The organism is Vreelandella nanhaiensis (genome assembly GCF_003990185.1).
GTDB classification, from domain to species: Bacteria; Pseudomonadota; Gammaproteobacteria; order Pseudomonadales; family Halomonadaceae; genus Vreelandella; species Vreelandella nanhaiensis.
Genome location: NZ_RZHF01000029.1, coordinates 1 through 19954 on the forward strand (window position 1 = coordinate 1; position 19954 = coordinate 19954).

Annotated in this window: 14 protein-coding genes and 1 tRNA gene; 8 read left to right on the top strand and 7 right to left on the bottom strand. The window is 54.7% G+C overall.

All coding sequences use genetic code 11. The features are described 5' to 3' along the window. Positions 1 to 93: 93 nt before the first annotated feature. A tRNA-Val gene (locus tag ELY38_RS18040) sits at positions 94 to 169 on the bottom strand. 88 nt (positions 170 to 257) lie between these two features. Beyond that, complete coding sequence (locus ELY38_RS18045) at positions 258 to 995, bottom strand: alpha/beta fold hydrolase (protein ID WP_340148043.1); 738 nt, start codon at positions 993 to 995, stop codon at positions 258 to 260. Between the two features lie 148 nt (positions 996 to 1143). Between ELY38_RS18045 and ELY38_RS18050 the strand changes: the two genes are divergently transcribed. The 4 genes from ELY38_RS18050 to fnr all read left to right on the top strand — a co-directional run bounded on the left by ELY38_RS18050 (position 1144) and on the right by fnr (position 6043). Beyond that, positions 1144 to 2967 (top strand): heavy metal translocating P-type ATPase metal-binding domain-containing protein, encoded by a 1824-nt coding sequence (locus ELY38_RS18050; RefSeq protein WP_127063552.1) that lies wholly within the window; start codon positions 1144 to 1146, stop codon positions 2965 to 2967. Next, positions 2964 to 3731: a sulfite exporter TauE/SafE family protein gene (locus tag ELY38_RS18055; protein WP_127063553.1), complete on the top strand. Its 768-nt coding sequence runs from the start codon at positions 2964 to 2966 to the stop codon at positions 3729 to 3731. The genes ELY38_RS18050 and ELY38_RS18055 overlap by 4 nt, the downstream gene beginning before the upstream one ends. A gap of 78 nt (positions 3732 to 3809) precedes the next feature. Beyond that, positions 3810 to 5237, top strand: coding sequence for an oxygen-independent coproporphyrinogen III oxidase (gene hemN, locus ELY38_RS18060; RefSeq protein ID WP_127063554.1), 1428 nt, complete (start codon positions 3810 to 3812; stop codon positions 5235 to 5237). A gap of 53 nt (positions 5238 to 5290) precedes the next feature. Then, on the top strand, positions 5291 to 6043 hold the full coding sequence (gene fnr / locus ELY38_RS18065; protein ID WP_127063555.1) for a fumarate/nitrate reduction transcriptional regulator Fnr: 753 nt from the start codon (positions 5291 to 5293) through the stop codon (positions 6041 to 6043). Here the strand turns inward: fnr and ttcA are convergent. The 3 genes from ttcA to ELY38_RS18080 form a co-directional block, all read right to left on the bottom strand. Next, positions 6030 to 6941: a tRNA 2-thiocytidine(32) synthetase TtcA gene (ttcA, locus tag ELY38_RS18070; protein ID WP_127063556.1), complete on the bottom strand. Its 912-nt coding sequence runs from the start codon at positions 6939 to 6941 to the stop codon at positions 6030 to 6032. The two genes, fnr and ttcA, sit on opposite strands and share 14 nt — an antisense overlap. A gap of 99 nt (positions 6942 to 7040) precedes the next feature. After that, entirely contained in the window at positions 7041 to 7700 is a 660-nt protein-coding gene (locus ELY38_RS18075; protein ID WP_340148044.1) for a 3'-5' exonuclease family protein, read from the bottom strand. Beyond that, entirely contained in the window at positions 7697 to 9511 is a 1815-nt protein-coding gene (locus ELY38_RS18080) for a DUF294 nucleotidyltransferase-like domain-containing protein (protein ID WP_127063557.1), read from the bottom strand. The genes ELY38_RS18075 and ELY38_RS18080 overlap by 4 nt, the downstream gene beginning before the upstream one ends. A gap of 719 nt (positions 9512 to 10230) precedes the next feature. Between ELY38_RS18080 and ELY38_RS18085 the strand changes: the two genes are divergently transcribed. The 4 genes from ELY38_RS18085 (at position 10231) to ELY38_RS18100 (ending at position 16936) form a co-directional block, all read left to right on the top strand. Continuing rightward, positions 10231 to 10491: a DUF4212 domain-containing protein gene (locus ELY38_RS18085; RefSeq protein WP_127063558.1), complete on the top strand. Its 261-nt coding sequence runs from the start codon at positions 10231 to 10233 to the stop codon at positions 10489 to 10491. A gap of 6 nt (positions 10492 to 10497) precedes the next feature. Continuing rightward, positions 10498 to 12279 carry a sodium:solute symporter family protein gene (locus tag ELY38_RS18090; RefSeq protein WP_127063559.1) on the top strand — a complete coding sequence of 594 codons (1782 nt, stop codon included), beginning with the start codon at positions 10498 to 10500 and terminating at the stop codon, positions 12277 to 12279. 95 nt (positions 12280 to 12374) lie between these two features. After that, positions 12375 to 12896 (top strand): hypothetical protein, encoded by a 522-nt coding sequence (locus ELY38_RS18095; protein ID WP_127063560.1) that lies wholly within the window; start codon positions 12375 to 12377, stop codon positions 12894 to 12896. 89 nt (positions 12897 to 12985) lie between these two features. Beyond that, positions 12986 to 16936: a hybrid sensor histidine kinase/response regulator gene (locus ELY38_RS18100; RefSeq protein ID WP_127063561.1), complete on the top strand. Its 3951-nt coding sequence runs from the start codon at positions 12986 to 12988 to the stop codon at positions 16934 to 16936. A 106-nt stretch (positions 16937 to 17042) separates the two neighbouring features. On the opposite strand, the gene ELY38_RS18105 is transcribed toward ELY38_RS18100, so the two are convergent. Beyond that, positions 17043 to 17705 (bottom strand): LuxR C-terminal-related transcriptional regulator, encoded by a 663-nt coding sequence (locus tag ELY38_RS18105; protein WP_127063562.1) that lies wholly within the window; start codon positions 17703 to 17705, stop codon positions 17043 to 17045. Between the two features lie 265 nt (positions 17706 to 17970). Next, a complete protein-coding gene (gene acs / locus ELY38_RS18110; protein WP_127063563.1) occupies positions 17971 to 19920 on the bottom strand; it encodes an acetate--CoA ligase in 1950 nt (649 codons plus the stop codon). Between the last annotated feature and the right edge of the window lie 34 nt (positions 19921 to 19954).

The following is a 19954-nucleotide window of genomic DNA, read 5'->3' on the forward strand; positions in this document are numbered from 1 at the left end:
GGCCGGCATTCTAACCAACTGAACTACCGGTCCGCTGTTACATCATGCTGATGCTACTTTGATACTGCTTCACGTTTCCAGGCCATCTTACGATGGTGGGTGGTACTGGGTTCGAACCAGTGACCCCCAGCTTGTAAGGCTGGTGCTCTCCCAACTGAGCTAACCACCCGCTGGTCACGTGGCGCTGCATTCTACAGAAGCCTGCCTGAATGTCAACACGTTATGTTTAAACTTTGTGATTTAAACCAGCGCGTTGCTCACATTCCCGAAGGCGTTCCATGAGCGCGGACGAAGGATGCCGCAAGTTGGGCTGCTTCGTCAATCAAAAACTCATGTTTTAACCCGGAAGCACGCCTTGGCTTGAAATCATGATCGCCATCGGCGAGCCATTTTAGGCATGCACGGGGAGTCAGTGAATAACGTTTTACTTCTTCATGGGTGCCAAAAGGATCACGCTCCCCCTGCAGTACAAGCAGTGGACATTGAATATCGGGCCAATGGCTTAACCGAAGTTTTTCAGGCGCCTTAGGGGGATGAAACGGATAGCCTGCCACAATGACGCCAGGGCAGCTCTGCTGGCTTGCCAGTAGCGTCGCAACCCGACCACCCATGGATTTTCCCCCTACCCACAAGGGCAGATCACCGAGCGGTTTAAGCAGGCGATGCCATGCTGCAAATGTTTCCAGTGTGCGCTCAACCGCGGGTGGCGGGCGGCGTTTACCCTGCTGCATCATTTGCTGCATGTACGGGAAATCAATCGCGAAGACCTGAATGCCCTCTGCAGCAAGTGCTCTGATCATCTGCTGCATAAACGGCGACTGCTGTCCCGCGCCAGCTCCATGGGCCCATAAAAGCCGCCCAATACGCGCCTCCCCCGCCACGGCCAAGGGGCCCAACCCATCCACCAGAAAACGCGACGGGGTGGCCTGCTTTAACGCATCAGCCAATGTTGCTGGCTGAATGGGTGCGTAACCTGGGTAAGCATCTTGCGTCACCGTTATTTCTCCTGGTATCCATATCTGTCAGCAGCCTGCTGAGTATCCTGCTAGTCTCTTCGAGCCATTAAGCATTACTATTTAGTGACCACCTATTCATGGCCTGTTCATTCAAGGAACGTTTCTTGCCTAATAAAGCGTTGATAACATGGCGATTCAAAGTGCTGACAGCAAGGTCATGACAATGTCTGCAGCCAGCGCCTGCTATCACTGCGGCAACCCCGTACCCGCCAATGCACCTTGGCATATTACGCTGGATGAAACAGTGCGCCCTTTGTGTTGCCCAGGCTGCGAAGCCGTGGCCCATGCCATTGTTGAGGGCGGCCTGGAAAGCTACTACTACCAGCGCACCAAGCTACCCGACAGGCCCGCTAGCGAGGCGCTGGATAGCGACCTCTGGGCGCATTTTGATCGTCCTGACCTGCAGAGCACCTTCGTGAGCCATGAAGGTGACATCGGTCAGGCAAGTGCCACGCTGGCAGTGGAAGGCATTACCTGCAATGCCTGCGCCTGGCTGATTGAACACCGCTTGAATGCGCTTGATGGTATTGTTTCAAGCGCAGTGAATTTGACCCACCACCGGCTAGTTGTTAGCTGGCAACCAGATCAGCTTAAACTTTCCAGACTCATGGCCGAGCTTGCGGCTATTGGCTACAACAGCCTTCCCTTTACGCCTGCCCCTGACCAAACGCGTTTGCAGAATAAGAAACGCCTGACGGCTAGGCGCCTGACAGTAGCGGCAACAAGCCTTGGGTGTATTGGCCTTTTGAATTTTTATCGCCCTATGGGTGGGGCTGAAGCAAGCGGTGACCGTGCTGATATTCTACTTGCCTGGCTATCGCTTGCGCTCGTCACTACCGTAATGTTTACCGCAAAGCCTTTTTTTCACCAGGCGCTTGACGATCTCAAACGCGGCCGTTTTGGGCCCATGCTGCCTGCGGGAATTGCCCTGCTCGCTGCCTATTTGACAAGTATTTATAGCGTGTTTTTGCATGTCGGCGAGTCCTATGCAGGCTTTATTGCCTTGTTAACCACCTTCCTGCTACTAGGCCGCTACGTAAAGCTTCGGCACGCCCTGAAAGAAACTCTGCACGCTAGGTTGCCCGTTTCTGCAACGCGACTCGAGGGCGACACAAGAAGCGAGCGCATGCTCCCCTTAAGTGAACTGATGGTTGGCGATTTGATAGTGGTGAAAGCAGGTCAGCGCCTTCCGGTTGATGGCACGATAGTTCAGGGGGAATCAAGCCTGAATGAGGTAAGCCTTACCGGTGAGCCGCTACCCGTCACACGTAAAGTGGGCGATCATGTATTGTGCGGTTGCCAGAATCTGGAGAACCCGTTAACCATCAAGGTAATGCAGATAGGCCCCCATACCCGTATCGCGCGCATCAACGCTCAGGTGAAAGCCGCCTGGTGCGAGCAGCTCTTGGCCGAGGTTGACTCTCGAAAAATACATGGGTGGGTTGTGTGCGTACTGCTGGCAACTGCCGCGATGGCGGCAATTGGATGGCGGTTTGGGCCAACCCAGACGCTGGATGGAACACTCGCCATGCTGGTCGTGGGAAGCCCCTTTGCCCTGGCGCTGGCGGCTCCAGCGGGCCTGCTTGCCGGTTATCAACAGCTGCGCAGGCGTGGCGTGGTGGTTACCCACCCAGGCGCGCTGATTTCATTGGCGCAAGCGCCCCACACTAAGTCTGCTCTCATGGCGTCTTGCCCTGAAGTGATCGTGCTTAGCCCCCGCTCAAGCCGCTATGAAGACATTTGCTACATTGCCCGTCTTGCAAGACGATACATAAGACAAAACCGATGTGTGGCCCTAGGCGTAAGTCTAATCCTGCTGCCTTTGGCCGCGTTGGGTTATCTTCCACCCTGGGGTGCTGTTATGGGCGCTGCCTTAAGCACATTGGCAGTGATTGGTAACACGCAGCGGTTTTCACGCCTTTTCCCTTTTCAGGCCAGAGGCAATTTATGAATCCTAGCGGGCTTGATCTTCCGCCCCTGCTGGCGGCCTTTGTGTTTGGCCTGCTGGGCGGTGCCCACTGTATCGGTATGTGCGGGGGAATCATGGGCGCGCTCACCTTTACCGTACCGCCCAGCATGCGCAGCCCCTTGCGCATGGGCGGTCTGCTGCTGAGCTACAACCTTGGCCGCATCTCAAGCTATATGACAGCAGGGGCGCTAGTGGCCGCCCTGGGCACGCTCATTTCCCTTTCGCTGCTGGCCCGCCTGCTTTTGCAGGGATTAGCGGCAGTCATGCTGATTTTAATGGCACTTTACATTGCCAACTGGTGGAAAGGCTTGCTTGGTATAGAAGCCTTGGGAAAGCGTCTTTGGCGACACATTGAGCCGGTAGGCCGACGCTTGATGCCGGTAGTGCATTTTCCCCAGGCGTTCGCATTGGGCGCCATCTGGGGTTGGCTGCCCTGCGGACTAGTCTACGCCATGCTGGCCTGGAGCCTGGCAACGGCTCTGCCGCTTCAGGGGGCGCTACTGATGGGCGCTTTCGGGCTCGGCACGCTACCCGCTTTGCTGGCCACCGGGCTTGCGGCCCGCAAACTTGGCCACCTTATCCGCCAACCGGCGACACGCACGCTGGCCGCACTAACGATCATGGCCTTTGCAGTATGGCAACTGTGGGCGCTGAACGCGCATTCAGGTGATCACGCCTCTTCACACTCCCCCACTCACTCTTCCTCTCATCCGGCTTCGCATTCGTTCTCTCACACCATTCATTGATATGGCTCAACTCTTCGCGACGCTATTTCACTTACTCTGTCGGCAGGACTTAACTACAGTAGATCGGAGGCGTTCTTCATGCCCGTTAGTGCCCCTGCTGCCTCCCTAACCACCATGGCGCCAGTGCCATCAATGCCCCATTGGGACGAAGCGCTACTGCGCCGCTACGATAGAAGCGGCCCGCGATATACGTCGTACCCAACCGCTCTGGCATTTCATGAGCACTTTACGGCGGATGACGTTACCCAGGCGCTAGTGCGTAGCAACCAGCGCAACCGCCCGCTTTCCGTGTATGTGCACGTACCGTTTTGCCGCAAGGTCTGTTTTTACTGTGCGTGTAACAAGATCGCAACCAAAGATATCTCGCTGGCCGAGCCTTACCTTTCGCGGCTTGATCGTGAAATGGTGCTAACCTCACGTCGCCTGGACACATCGCGCCCGGTCAAGCAACTGCACTGGGGAGGCGGCACGCCGACTTTCCTATCGCTTTCGCAAATGAGCGATTTGATTGACCGTTTGGATGCCCGGTTTGGTCTTTCAAGTGCCGCCGACCGCGATTACGCCATTGAAATCGACCCGCGCGAAGCGGATGTGCTTACCCTACGCCATTTACAGTCGCTGGGCTTCAACCGCTTGAGTCTCGGCGTTCAAGACTTGAATCCTCAGGTTCAAAAAGCGATCAATCGTCGCCAGCCACGCGTGCTGACCGAAACGCTGATGGACGAAGCCCACCGGCTAGGCTTTCGCTCCCTGAACCTGGATCTCATCTACGGGCTGCCCTTTCAAACCGAACAGAGCTTTAGCGAAACGCTGGAACAAGTAATCGAGTTGAGCCCGGCACGGCTATCGGTATTCAACTACGCCCATATGCCCGAGCGGTTTAAACCCCAACGGCGCATCCAGAGTGACGACCTGCCAAGTAGCGAAGAGAAGCTTGCCATCCTGCGCGCGACCATCGAAAGGTTAACTGCCGCAGGCTATATACATATCGGTATGGATCATTTCGCCAAACCCAATGACAGCCTGGCGATTGCCCAGGCCAACGGCACGCTGCAGCGCAATTTTCAGGGCTATTCAAGCCATGCACAGTGCGATTTGATTGGACTAGGCGTCTCGGCCATTTCACGCATCGATGATATCTACGCCCAGAACCCGACTGACTTGGCAAGCTATGAAGCCGCTTTGGATCAAGGTCGTCTACCTACGGCAAAAGGCGTCCGCTTAACTAGGGACGATCTGATAAGAGCCGACGTCATTGAACGGCTGATGTGCGATATGCAACTGGATTTGGCCGCTGTCGGCCAGCACTGGAAAATCAACGCATTTGACTATTTTACCGACGCGCTTGAAAAGCTACGCACCGCCGAGCGGGATGGGCTAGTCACTTGGCAGGGTGATACGCTTAGTGCAACGCCTATGGGTCGTTTACTGATTCGCCACCTGGCCATGGCGTTCGATACCTATCTGCCCGGTCACTCAAGCCCGCGCTATTCAAAGATTGTGTAGCGGGTTGACCACGCAGTCCCCTTCAGGGCACACGACACGACACGGAGAAATATATGTCACTACCGGCAAGCCAACGACGTTCGCTTCTTCAAGAAGCCCGCTGTCAGACCTGTAGTCTAAGCTCGCTATGCCTGCCGCTTGCGCTTGAGCTTGAAGATATGGGCCAGTTTGACGCCATCATCCGGCGCCGGGCACCGCTTAAAAAAGGCGAGCCGCTGTTCCGCCAAGGCGACCGCTTTACCAGCGTGTATACGGTACGTTCGGGCAGTCTGAAGCAGGTAACCAGTGAAGGTAACGGTAATGACCAGCTCACCAATTTCTTTTTGCCCAGCGAGCTTGTCGGGTTGGACGGTATTGACGAAGAGCACTACCCAGGCAGCGTGATTGCCTTGGAGACCACGACCATCTGCGAAATCCCCTTTGACCGGCTGGACATGCTTTCAGAGGAGCTACCTGAGCTACGTGGCCAGCTGTATCGCAGCATGAGTAAAGAGCTTCGTGATGACCGGCGCATGATGCGGCTTTTATCGCGCAAAACCGCCGACCAGCGGCTGGCAAGCTTTTTACTCACGCTCTCGGAGCGTTTTCGGCGCCGCGGCTACTCCCCTTACAGCTTTCGCCTCTCCATGGCCCGGGCAGATATCGGTAATTATCTGGGGCTCGCGGTCGAAACGGTCAGCCGTATCTTGAGCCGCTTTCAGCAGCAAAAGGTGATGGCCGTCTCTGGACGGGAGGTCAATATCCTTGATATGCAGCGCCTGATTGCTCTGGCCGAAGAAGACGCCCAGACGGTCAGTTCACGTTAAACGCCTGGATACGTCCACTCATCAGGTCGGCCTGTTTGGCTTCAAGGCCGGCAAAGTCAAACAGGTCACGGTCAGCCAATTGGGATGGCGCTACGTTAGTGACGGCCTTGAACATGCTCTCAAGGCGGCCTGGATGTTTCTTATCCCACTCGGCCAGCATCTCCTTGACGACCTGGCGCTGCATGTTGGGCTGTGAGCCGCAAAGGTTGCAGGGGATAATCGGAAATTCCATCAGCCGGGAAAACTCTGCGATATCCGCCTCTTTGCAGTAGGCCAGCGGGCGAATCACGATATTCTTGCCGTCATCGGAAAGCAGCTTGGGTGGCATCGCCTTCAAGGTGCCGCCAAAGAACATATTCAGAAACATCGTTTCCAGGATATCTTCACGATGGTGACCAAGGGCGATCTTGTTGGCGCCAATCTCTTCGGCAAACCCGTAAAGCGACCCGCGCCTTAACCGCGAGCACAGCGCACAGGTCGTTTTGCCTTCTGGGGTTTTCTCCTTCACTACCGAGTAAGTATCGCGTTCGAGAATGTGATACTCCACGCCAAGATTATCCAGATAGCGGGGCAGTATATGCTCGGGAAATCCGGGCTGTTTTTGGTCCATATTGACGGCCACCAGCGAAAAATTCACCGGCGCATTGCGCTGCAAATTGAGCAAGATCTCAAGCATGGTATAGCTGTCTTTACCACCGGAAAGGCAGACCATGACCCGGTCGCCTTCATTAATCATTTGGTAATCGATAATCGCATTACCCACTTCACGCCGCAGTCGCTTTTGCAACTTGTTGAATTCGCGCTTTTGTTTGGCATCAAAATGGTCTTGCTGGCTTTCAAGGCCAGCTGCCGGTGCAACCGTTGCGGAGGCGGGGTCAAAATGATCAATGTGTTGCATGGTATAAGCACTGCCAATGGTAGAAGGAGCAGAGGCTATTCTAACAATACTCCTTCCATTCCCCCAACTGGCAAGCTCAGGTCATTTATCCGTTAAATGCTAACCAGATTGGGTCATATCACGCTGTAAACGCATATAAAGCAAGGCGCTGGCGGTCGCTTTACCCAATAAGCCACGTGTGGCGATAGCGGGAATTTGCCAGCACGCCAGCGCGTCAGAAAACTGGCAGGGAGCCTCTACCAAAGGATGTCTGCGGCGTAGCTGGCGCTGGTGCAGTTTAGCGACATCCACCTGGGCGTTAGGCAACCCAAAGCCCAGGTGATCTTTAAAGGCGTTATTTAACGTCGACAGTTGTTGATCCAGCTGCCAGCCAATCAAGGGCCGATTACCGATAAAATCAGCCAAGCCTTTCAGCGTCTGAACACTGAACTGAAGGGTCGTTTCGATATTATAAAGCTCCCTGTGGCGGCGGATTGTTTTTTCACATGCTGCCTGCGGGTCTGAAAAGGTCGTCACCCAGGCCTGGCTCAGGTGAATCTGCTGCTGATCCAGAATCACCGCGGCAAGGCTTACCGTAGGTGTTTCTCCCGGCGTTACCTGACAGGCCAGGGCCACCAACTCCTCCCCCATATAGGGTTGGAATAGCCAGGCATAGGGCGTATTCGCGTAGCGCCGACGGTCCCTTTCACGCTTGACTAACCCGCGCAGCGAGCGTCCGAATAGCGTGACGTATTTATCGATTCCCTGCATGCTGCTCATGAATACTCTAAGTGGTAGCGGTGGGAAAGGTGCTGCTTGAAGTCCTTGACGATATGCAGCGACTCCCGCAGTAGATCGCGCTCAAGAGAGGACAGCTCCTGAACGATGACACGGTTGGAGTGGGTATCATTAACCTTCTGGCTACTCAGCTGTTGCTTAAGGCGCAGTTCGGTCAATAGCGATAGAGCCTCCCCCAGGTCATCGGCCATGCGGCGCTCCAGGCGGCCGTCATCGGCAAGCGCCTTCAACCGGCCAAGCGTTGAGGTCACGCCAATACGCCGCTCAAGCGCCATGGTACGCACGCCGTGCACAATAGGAAAAATACCGCCCTTCTTGATATCGATACCGTGCTGGGGCTTTTTAAGCGAGCCAAACAGGGTCAGTGGCGTTGAAAAGCGCAGCGCCGTACGGGCCAGATAGGAAAGCAGAATTTCATCGCGAGCACAGCGTTCAAACAGCGCTTCGCGCACGCCCTCTAGCAGCCGCGGATTACCCGCAACCGAGTGGGCGTCAAGCATAATGGCAAGTTTCATCAGGCTGTCGCCATCGCGCACGTCAGCCCACCTGGCAATGCTTTTTTTCCATTCAGTGACACTTGCCACCCACTGTGGATTGGATACCATGATATTGCCTGGGCACGACGGGTATCCCAAAGTAATCAGGGTATTGGTCAAGGCCTGCATATCCCCTGCAACCTCGGGCCACTGCGCATCGTCGGCCAGAATCAGCCCGTTATCCTGATCCGTTTTCAGAATCTGCTCACCCCGGCCTTCGCTGCCCATGACCATCAGGCAGCCTTGGGAATGATGCTGTTCATCCACGGTAAATTCCCAGGCCTTGTTCATGATGCGGCCGTTGAGTGCTGCAAGCAGATCCATGGCAAAGCGCAGCTTGACGCCCTGCGCCATGAGCGCGCTGACCAGCTCAGGAGTGCGATGGCTCGCTGCTGCCAATGTTTCCAGATCATTGGCCTGCTCCACCTGCAAGCTCACCACGTAGCTTCTGCTGGAAAAATAGCTGAGTACGTCAGTGAGCTCGACCACCCCTTTTAGCGTTGACTGCTCCATGACCACGACCCGCGTCACCTTGTGCCGGGTCATTAATACCAAGGCTTCAAAGAGATACTGATCGGGTGTCACGGTGACCAGCGAAAAGTGCGCTACCTGATCAATAAGGGCGGCCTGCGTGTACCCTTTGACGACCAGGCCGTTGAGCAAATCCGTTTTAGTAACCATGCCAAGCCTGCCTTGGGTCTCGACCAACAGGCTGTCGGCATGACTGTCATTGAGCTTTTTTACGGCGTTGGCAATGCTGATTGATGCATCCATCAGCAGCGGTTGGCGCATGCATTCGCTGACTTTGGCCAGCATGAACCCCGCCATGGTCACGCCACCTTCGGCACGCTTTTCAGTCAGTAAACGCGCTTTATGCGCCAGCGTCTGCCTAAAAAACTGCTCAAACGGCGGATACTGCCGACATAGCTGGGTAAATAGCGTGCTGGGCATGAGATAACATAAGCACTCCTGCTCGGCTTGAAAGCGATAGCGGCTTTTGCCGTTCAAGAGACTGATAGCACCAAACAGGTCGCCTGCCGTGTAGTGGCCTATACGGGCGCTGGCGGCAGGCAAGGTGGTGTCGATCTCGGCGACTTCGCCTTTATGGACAAGAAAGACATATTCGCCCTTTTCGCCCGTTTCTAGAATGATCGTATCGGGCTCAAAGTAAGCAAGGTCCATGCCTCGGCGAACGTGGTCGCGCCCTTCATCATCAAGCAGCGTAAACGGCGGCTGGGACAGATCAACATCAACCATGGGGCATGCCCTCACGACAAAGCTCTTTTACTAAAGAGGAAAGCGACGGATAACGTAAAGGCGATCAGATCAATCGTACGTATGGGAACCATTCCTGCATACGGTTTGTGTGCCGTATGTCGCTTGTTATTGTTAAACGGGAAAGCATCTTTTGTTAACAGCCAGTCGACGCAGACAACAACTAATTAAAGTTAAAAATTATTAAAATTTATTTAAACAGCATGCTTTCAAACCTCTTCATATACCTTTAGCTATGCTGCTAACGTCGACTCGACGTTTGGATTAACGACTAAAGTAGTGCTTTTAAAAGTCTAAAACAGACATAACTAGCCGCTTATTAAAAGTAGCAAACAATAGCTTAAACCAAACCCTAGACCATCGTTCTATTAACCGGCAGCCATTCGACGCGAGACAAAAAATTTCTTTTATTACAGCAGTATTAAAACGCACCTGTATTTCTAAACGGTTGTGATACCAAAGTCTGGGATTTATTTTTTAGCTATTATTGTCCAGTATTAACACTGTATGATTCAGGGTAATCTCATATGATCAACCAAAACTTGCCTTAGCGCTTAAACGACAACTCAGCCAAATTGAACCGATCTTATAACTGACAACTAAGAGATAAGTGGCTTTTGGCGTGTAATTACCCTGATACGCCAAACGCTATTCCTGGTGAACTTTCCAAACCTTAAAAAACACAAGTGGAGAGCAACACAATGGCAGACGACAAATCCAATGCTGCTGAATACTGGAAAGCCAACGTTCGCTTGATCTTCGGATGCCTAGTGGTATGGGCCTTCGTTTCTTATGGATGCGCGATCTTGTTCCGTCCGATCCTGGCGGGCATTCCTGTGGGGGGAACAGACCTGGGCTTCTGGTTTGCTCAGCAAGGCTCCATCCTTACCTTCATCGTTCTTATTTTCTTCTACGCCTGGAGAATGAATAAGCTCGATGCAAAATTTGGCCTGGGGGAGTAAGTCAACATGAGCCAGTTTGCGATTAACCTTCTGTTCGTTGGCGCCTCCTTTGCCCTGTATATCGGCATTGCGATCTGGGCGCGTGCGGGGTCTACCAAGGACTTTTATGTGGCGGGTGGTGGTGTTCATCCGATTACCAACGGGATGGCGACAGCCGCTGACTGGATGTCGGCCGCCTCGTTTATTTCCATGGCAGGCCTTCTGGCCTCCGGTGGCTATGCCAACTCTACGTTCCTGATGGGCTGGACCGGCGGCTTCGTTATTCTTGCGATGCTGCTGGCACCGTACCTGCGTAAATTCGGCAAATTCACCGTACCGGATTTCATCGGCGACCGTTTCTACAGCAACACGGCCCGCTTTGTCGCCATCGTGTGCCTGATTATTGCATCGGTCACCTATGTTATCGGCCAGATGACCGGCGCTGGCGTGGCCTTTTCACGCTTTCTGGAAGTCAGCAACACCTGGGGTATCTGGCTCGCCGCCCTGATCGTTTTCCTGTATGCCGTTTTCGGCGGTATGAAGGGGATCACTTATACCCAGGTGGCTCAGTACATCGTTTTGATTGTTGCCTACACCATTCCTGCGGTGTTTATTGCATTCCAGCTTACCGGCAACCCAATTCCCATGTTCGGCATGTTCAGTACGCACACCGAGTCTGGCGTCCCCCTGCTGCAGAAGCTTGATGACGTAGTCAGCGCGCTGGGCTTCCAGGACTACACCGCCGACGTGGACAATAAGCTCAATATGGTGCTGTTCACGCTCTCGCTGATGGTGGGTACAGCCGGCCTTCCTCATGTTATCATTCGCTTTTTCACCGTGCCTAAGGTATCCGATGCACGCTGGTCAGCCGGTTGGGCGCTGGTGTTCATCGCCCTGCTCTACCTTACTGCTCCGGCAGTAGGTTCCATGGCGCGCCTCAATCTGATGACCACGGTTTATCCGGAAATGGCAGGCCAGGTTGAGAACTATGAAGAAGCAGCGCAAACGCCCATTCTTTATGAAGATCGCCCAGGCTGGTTCCGCACTTGGGAGGATACCGGGCTCATCACCTTCAATGACCTGAATAACGATGGCCGCATTCAGTTCTACAACGATGCCGCTGACTACGCCGATCGTGGCTGGGAAGGCAACGAGCTAACGGTTAACAACGATATCCTGGTGCTTGCTAACCCGGAAATCGCTAACCTGCCAGGCTGGGTAATCGGTTTAATTGCTGCTGGCGGTATTGCCGCGGCCCTTTCAACGGCGGCCGGGCTACTACTCGCGATCTCCTCAGCAATCAGCCACGACTTGATCAAGACGATGATCAATCCGAGGATTTCCGAGAAAGGTGAGATGCTCGCGGCTCGGATCTCCATGGGGGGTGCTATCCTACTGGCGACTTACCTGGGCCTGAACCCGCCCGGTTTTGCGGCCCAGACCGTGGCACTTGCCTTCGGGATTGCCGGTGCATCGCTGTTCCCGGCGCTGATGATGGGTATTTTCTCAACCCGCATGAACAACGTGGGCGCGATTGCCGGTATGCTGTCAGGTCTGATCTGCACGCTGCTGTATATCTTCACTTACCTGGGTTGGTTCTTTATCCCAGGCACCAATACGCTGGCCAATACGCCTGACAACTGGATCATGGGTATCTCCCCGCTCTCCTTTGGTGCAGTAGGTGCGATGATCAACTTTATCGTGGCCTTCGCGGTATCCAGCGTCACGGCCAGACCGCCGCAAGAAATTCGCGAACTGGTGGAAAGTGTTCGCTATCCAAAAGGTGCTGGTGTAGCGATTGATCACTAAGCCATAATCATTCCGAGCGTTTTACGCGTCGGAAATCATAGAGTGACCATCGGGCCTCCTCAGGGAGGCCCGATGACTTTCAGAAAGGATGTTTTATGATATGGCACTTGATCGCCGCCGTGTTTGCCGGGCTTGCCGGCGCAGGGATTGGCCTACTCCTTCGCACGTTAAGCGGCAAACGACTTCCCAAATGGATCGTGCCTGTCTTCGGTGGGCTTGGCATGCTGGCCTACCAGATCCAAGTTGAGTACATGTGGTTTGAACATAAGCAGGCACAGTTGCCTGATACTGCCATGGTTATTTCAAGCGATACTTCAAGCGCCGTATGGCGTCCCTGGACCTTTGCTTTTCCCATGACCACCAAGTTTAGCGTCGTCGATAGCGACAATATCGTTACCCGTGAGATTGATGGCACGCAGGTGGTGGAATTCATTCTGTATCAGTTCGAGCGCCACCATACCGATATCCTGATCACCCAGCCTTACGTTCTAAACTGCGCAAGCCGCGAGCTGATACCAATGAATACCGACACAGGAGAAGCACAGCTTAGCGAGCTTCGCCGACTGCGCGAAACATCTCCGCTATTAACCACCGTGTGCGGTCTCGCTGGCGTGTAAGCGAGACGTAAGTGTTCGTCTTCGCCTAGAATGAGGCTCTTTGTACGCGCCGCTCGCTAGGCGAGATAAACGTTGGTGGGGGAATAGGCATGTTTCACGGTGGGCTACTGGTCGCGGTATCACTTCTGTATATCGCGGTTTTGTTCGGTATTGCCTGGTATGGCGACCGTCGTGCACGTACCCACGGGGCTAGCCGTCGGCGGCCTATTATTTATAGCCTGGCGTTGGCCATCTACTGCACCTCGTGGACCTTTTACGGGGCGGTCGGCCAGGCAGCCACTGCAGGCTGGTCATTTGCCAGCATTTTCGTTGGGCCCATCCTGACATTTTTGCTGTTCTGGCCGGTGCTGGCCAAGATGATTCGCGTGGCCAAGCATCAAAATGTCACGTCCATTGCCGATTTTATCGCCTCACGCTACGGCAAGACCCAATCGCTGGCGGCGTTTGCGAGTCTGGTGGCACTGGTCGGCACGCTTCCCTATATCGCGCTCCAGCTTAAAGCGGTCTCGACAACCTTTAGCGTCTTGACCGATACCGATACCACGGGCGCGCCGCTATTTGGCGACACAGCCTTTTATGTGGCGATTGTCATGGTGGTATTTGCAATCTTGTTTGGCACCCGCCACACCGATGCCACCGAGCACCATGAAGGCCTAATTCACGCTGTGGCGTTCGAGTCGATAGTAAAACTCCTGGCCTTTGTAGTGCTGGGCGCGTTCGTTACCTGGGGCATGTTTGATGGTTTGGGCGAGCTGATGGGCCATGCCGAGAGCCAGCTTGAACTGCAGCGCCAGCTCGCCAACCAGGACTTTGGACAAAGCTTCTGGGCACAAACCCTGCTCGCCATGCTGGCGATTCTATGCCTTCCCCGCCAATTTCACGTCGCGGTGGTCGAGAACATCCACCCTGATGATGCCACCAAGGCCCGCTGGCTGTTTCCCCTCTACCTTTTAGCTATTGCCTTTTTCGTGGTGCCGCTGGCCGCCGCCGGGCTGTTACTGTTTTCAGAAAGCGGCGTGGAACCCGACACCTACGTGCTGGCGCTCTCTATGCAGTCCGGCCAACAGTGGCTGACACTGCTTACCTTTATTGGCGGCTTTTCAGCCGCCACCGGCATGGTAATAGTGGCGGCCGTGGCGGTATCCATCATGATTTCCAATGAGATTGTCATACCGGCGCTATTTAGATTGCGCTGGTTTGATACCAAAGCCCGCGATTACGGCCGTCTGGTGCTGCGTGCACGGCGTATTACCATCGCCGTGGTGCTGGCCATGGCCTACGGCTTCTATCGGATGATCGCCGAGTTCACCTCGCTGGCTTCTATTGGCATGCTCTCTTTTGCTGCTGCGGCCCAGTTTGCTCCTGCCTTGATTGGCGGCCTTTACTGGAAACGTGGTAACCGGTTGGGCGTTATTGTAGGTATGAATGCTGGCTTTGCCATCTGGGCTTACAGCCTTTTGATGCCTGCCATGATCAATGCCGGGGTGCTGCCTGCAATGTGGCTCCAAGGCGGGCCACTTGGCGTGGCCTGGCTCTCGCCCACCGGGCTTTTCGGGCTGAACCTGGGCGACAACTTTACCCACGGCGTGATGCTGTCGCTCGGGGTTAACCTGTTTTGCTACATCTTCATTTCCCAGGTGACCTCGCAGCGCGTGGTGGAGCGTATTCAGGCCTCGCTGTTTGTAGATAGCGTTGAAACCCGCCAGACCTCGGTTAACCGCCCTTGGACAGGCGCTACCACTGTGGGTGATCTCAAGGTGCTATGCGAGCGCTTTCTAGGGGCTGGACAAGTCGACCGGGCATTTGAGGATTACGCCCGCCGCACAGGCAAACCTCTGGATAACAGCATGCGGGCATCCATTGACGTTATTCAGTTTACCGAACGCTTTCTTGCCTCAGTGTTAGGGGCTTCCTCGGCGCGCATTGTGGTGAACTCGGCGCTGCAGGGTCGTGGAATTGGCATTTCCGATGTCATCTCGATTGTCGATGAAGCATCCCAAGTACTTGAGTTCAACCGCGCACTACTTCAGGCTACCATTGAGAACATCAACCAGGGCATTAGCGTAGTCGACCAGAACCTGCGCCTGGTGGTCTGGAACCAGCGCTACCTTGAACTGTTTCGCTTTCCGGACCATCTGATTCGCGTCGGCGCGCCAATTGATCGTATCTTCCGCTATAACGCGCATAACGGCGAGTATGGCCCGGGCGACCCGGAAGAGCATGTTCAATTGCTGCTGGATAACATTCGCGATGGCCACCCCCATCGCTATGTTCGCTATCGCCAGGACGGCAGCGTGCTTGAAGTCCAGGGCAATCCCATGCCCGGCGGCGGGTTTGTTTACACTTACCAGGACATTACCCAGCAAAAACGCATTGAAGAAGCGCTGATTCGCTCGGAAAACAATATCCGTATTTACACCGACAACGTCCCTGCGCTGATCGCCTATTTTGATAAAGAGTGCCGTTATCTATTCACCAACCGTGCCTACGAGCAGGCGTTCAGCATTGATCGTAATGCGGTCATTGGACGACGCTTTGAAGACGTGCTTTCGCTAAAACAGGCAGAAGAACGCGTCCCTTGGGTTGAGCGCGCGCTAGCCGGAGAACGGGTGAGTTTTGAGGTAGCCATGCGCGTAAACGACGTCATGCGCTATATGCTGGTTACCTACACGCCCCACTTTGGTGACAGCCAGTCTATTCTTGGTTTCTTTGCCTTGTATCAGGATATTACCGAACGGCGCCGGGCAGAGATTGCGCTTAAAGAGACCAACGAAACCCTTGAAGAGCGTGTTCGCGAACGCACCCAGGCACTTTCCGAAGCCAATGCCGCGCTGCGCCAAGAGAACCGTGTACGCGCTGAGGCCGAGCAGGCCCTGCGCCAGGCCAAGCAGTTGGCGGAAGACGCCAACGCTTCCAAAACCCGCTTTCTGGCCGCGGCAAGCCACGACCTGCTGCAGCCGCTCAATGCTGCAAGGTTATTTACCTCAGCGCTGATGCAAAACGTGACGGCCCCGGATACCCAGCGCACCATTGGGCATATCGATAACTCGCTCCAAGCCGCGGAAGAGCTGTTGGGAACCCTGCTGGATATCTCCAAGCTGGATGCAGGCGCATTGACGCCACGGCGCAGCCACTTCGCGCTGGCGGATATTTTCCGCCCGCTGCGTGCTGAGTTCGAGGTAATGGCGGATAATCACGGCCTGGACCTGGACGTGGTTCCCACCCTGCAGTGGGTTGATTCTGATCCGCAAATGCTGCGCCGGATTGTGCAAAACTTTCTCTCCAACGCGATCCGCTATACCCAGCATGGTCGTGTACTGCTGGGCTGTCGTCGCAAGGACCAGCGGCTAATCATAGAGGTGTGGGACAGCGGCCCCGGCATTCCAGAATCCAAGCTCACCGAGATCTTCCAAGAGTTTCGTCGTCTGGATCAGACCACTCGCCATAAGGAGAGCGAAAAGGGCCTGGGGCTTGGGTTATCCATTGCCGATCGCATGAGCCGAGTGCTCGACCACCCGATCAAGGTCCGTTCCTGGGAAGGCATCGGCACGGTGTTTTCCGTCAGCGTGCCGATGGTGGGGGCTAAAGAAATGACCGCTGCCGAGCAGGAGCCTTCAAGCCGTCGCAGCAGCAACAAGCTTGCTGGCGCGCGGATTGTCTGTATTGATAACGAAACGCTCATACTTGAAGGCATGACAGCCATGCTAAGTGGCTGGGGGTGTGAAGTATTTACCGCCACCAGTATTGGCGGCGCAAAATCGATACTGCGTAACATGGATGGCGACCCGGATGCGATTCTCGCAGACTACCATCTGGATAACGAAGTGACCGGCTTAATGGCGCTGGAAGCCCTTAGCGAGCGCTTATCTGGCGCGGTTCCGGGCATTGTGATAACGGCAGATCGAACCGAAACCGTGGCAGAAGAAGTCAAACGGGGTGGCTATCAACTGCTGTTAAAACCGGTCAAGCCTGCCGCCCTGCGCGCCCTGCTAACCCGCACGCTTCAGGCTAGCCGAGGCAATATAGGCGCCAGCTCATAAGTACTACCCACGCGTTTTTTGATAACCTGTCGATTAGCATTCGTCTATAAAAAAACCTCGCTTGCAACTGAAGCAAGCGAGGTTTTTTTATACCGGAGAAAAACGCTTAGGATTCGACCTTAGGGGGTTCGACTTCTAGTTTCTGAGCCGCAATAACTGCCTGGGTGCGCGAGTGAACACCGAGCTTACGCAGGATAGCCGTAACATGGGCCTTGATGGTCGCCTCAGAGACGTTTAACTCATAGGCAATCTGCTTATTCAGCAGGCCTTCGGTCAACATGTTCAGCACGCGAAACTGCTGGGGCGTCAAAGAGGCAATCGCCTCGGCAAAGCGCGACTCTTCCTCGCTGGTTTCTTGAAGTACGTTAGCCAACGCTTCCGGTAGCCAGACTTCGCCTTGGAGGATTTCACCTACCGCTTCGGCGATCAGCTGTAAAGATGATGACTTGGGAATAAAGCCCGAGGCACCGTAATCAATCGCGCGGCGGACCACGTAAGGTTCATCACTACCCGATACCACCGCCACTGGAATATCCGGCATCTGGCCACGCAGTTGAATTAGCCCGGAAAAGCCATGCGCGCCCGGCATATGTAGATCCAGCAAAATCAGGTCAGCGTCAGGATGACGATTAACCACTTCCGTTGTGGCTTCCATGGTATCAGCCTCGACAATCTCAGCCTGCGGGGCCAGTTGACGCAACGCCTGGGTAAGCGCTGCGCGAAACAGCGGATGGTCGTCTGCAACGATAAACTTATGGGCTACTGCCATGGATATTCCTCCGGTTCCTCGTACAGCGGTTTTAAGCCGCCGCGACGCTAGGCTCATACGGTCACATGGTACCCCATGGGCTTATTCAAGCCCAAACATCCCATGCACATTTTGTCATCGTTATGTCACCCGTTTAAACGCAACAGTGCCGGCTCTGTGGCCGGCACTACAACGCGTAAGCGCAGTATGCTGCTAATCACACCCTTTCGGGTTGGCGCTTAAAACAGGTATCTTAGTCAGGCTAAGATCACTGAGTGATAAGCTACTACTGATTGGCGCGATGCTCAATCAAATCATCAACCACCGAGGGGTCTGCCAGTGTACTCGTATCCCCTAGACCATCACATTCATTGGCAGCAATTTTACGCAAAATACGCCGCATGATCTTGCCCGAGCGAGTTTTCGGCAGCCCCGGCGCCCACTGAATGACATCTGGTGACGCGATAGGCCCGATATCTTTACGCACCCATTGGGTCAGCTCTTTCTTCAATTCATCGGACGGGTCGATACCGTCATTAAGGGTAACGTAAATATAGATGCCCTGGCCTTTGATATCGTGGGGGAAACCTACCACTGCCGCTTCGGCAACCGCCGAGTGCGCTACCAAAGAAGACTCGATTTCTGCGGTGCCCATACGGTGGCCCGACACGTTAAGCACGTCATCCACGCGGCCGGTAATCCAGTAATAGCCATCCTCATCGCGGCGGCAGCCGTCACCGGTAAAATACATGCCATCGTAGGTGGAGAAGTAAGTCTGGACGAAACGTTCATGATCACCCCAGATAGAGCGCGCCTGCCCCGGCCAGGAATCAAGAATCACCAGGTTGCCCTCAGTGGCGCCCTCAAGCCGGTTGCCTTCGTTATCCACTAGCGCTGGCTGCACGCCAAAGAAGGGCAGCGTTGCCGAGCCGGGTTTTAAATCGGTTGCCCCAGGCAGCGGTGTGATCATGATGCCGCCGGTTTCGGTTTGCCACCAGGTATCCACAATAGGGCACTTCTCGTTGCCGATTACGCGGTAGAACCACTCCCAGGCTTCCGGGTTGATGGGCTCGCCCACCGAGCCAAGCAGGCGCAGGCTGTCTCGCGAGCTGCTATCCATCACATTGTTACCATGAGCCATCAGCGCACGCACGGCGGTCGGCGCGGTATAGAGAATGTTGACCTTATGCTTATCAATAATTTCACCCAAGCGGCCATGGGTCGGGTAGCTGGGCACACCCTCAAACATCAGCGTGGTTGCCCCATTGGCCAGCGGCCCATAAACGATATAGCTATGTCCGGTGACCCAGCCTACATCGGCGCTGCACCAGTAGACCTCACCTTCCTGATAATCGAACACGTACTGGTGGGTCATGGAGGCGTAAGTAAGGTATCCGCCGGTAGTGTGCTTAAGCCCCTTGGGCGCGCCGGTAGAACCTGAAGTGTAAAGAATAAATAGCGGATCTTCCGCGCCCATCGGCTCGGCTTCACACTCGGTTGACTGCTTGTCCACCAACTCATCAAACCAGAGATCGCGGCCTTCATTCCACTCGATATCACCACCGGTGCGCTTGACGATCAGCACGTTCTTGCAGACATCGGTGCCATCACGGGTCAGCGCTGAATCAACATTATCCTTGAGCGGCACATGCTTTCCACCGCGTACCGACTCATCGGCCGTAATGATCAGTTTTGAATCAGCACCGACAATACGTTGGGCTACCGCATCGGGTGAGAAGCCGCCAAACACTACCGAGTGCACCGCCCCAATGCGCGCGCAGGCCAGCATCGCCATGGCCGCTTCCGGAATCATCGGCATATATAAGGTAACGGTGTCGCCCTTCTTGATACCGAGTTCTTTTAATGCGTTGGCAAGCTGACTGGTACGTGCATGCAGCTCGCGGTAAGTAATATGTTTGGATTCATCAGGGTTATCGCCTTCCCAGATGATCGCTGTCTGATCGCCACGTTTTTCCAGATGCCGGTCAAGGCAGTTAGCGCTTACGTTGAGCACGCCATCCTCGAACCAGCGAATATCCACGTTATCGCGTTTAAAGGAGGTGTTCTTGATTTTGGTCGGCGCTTTGATCCAGTCAAGACGTTTGGCCTGTTCTGCCCAGAAACTTTCGGGGTCCTCCTTAGACTGCTGGTACATGGCCGTGAATTTATCTTTGTCGGCCCAGGCATTGGCGGCGATAGCATCGCGCACCGGATAGACGTTTTGATGTTCGCTCATAGTTGCCTCTGTCCGTGGAAACACATTCTTATAG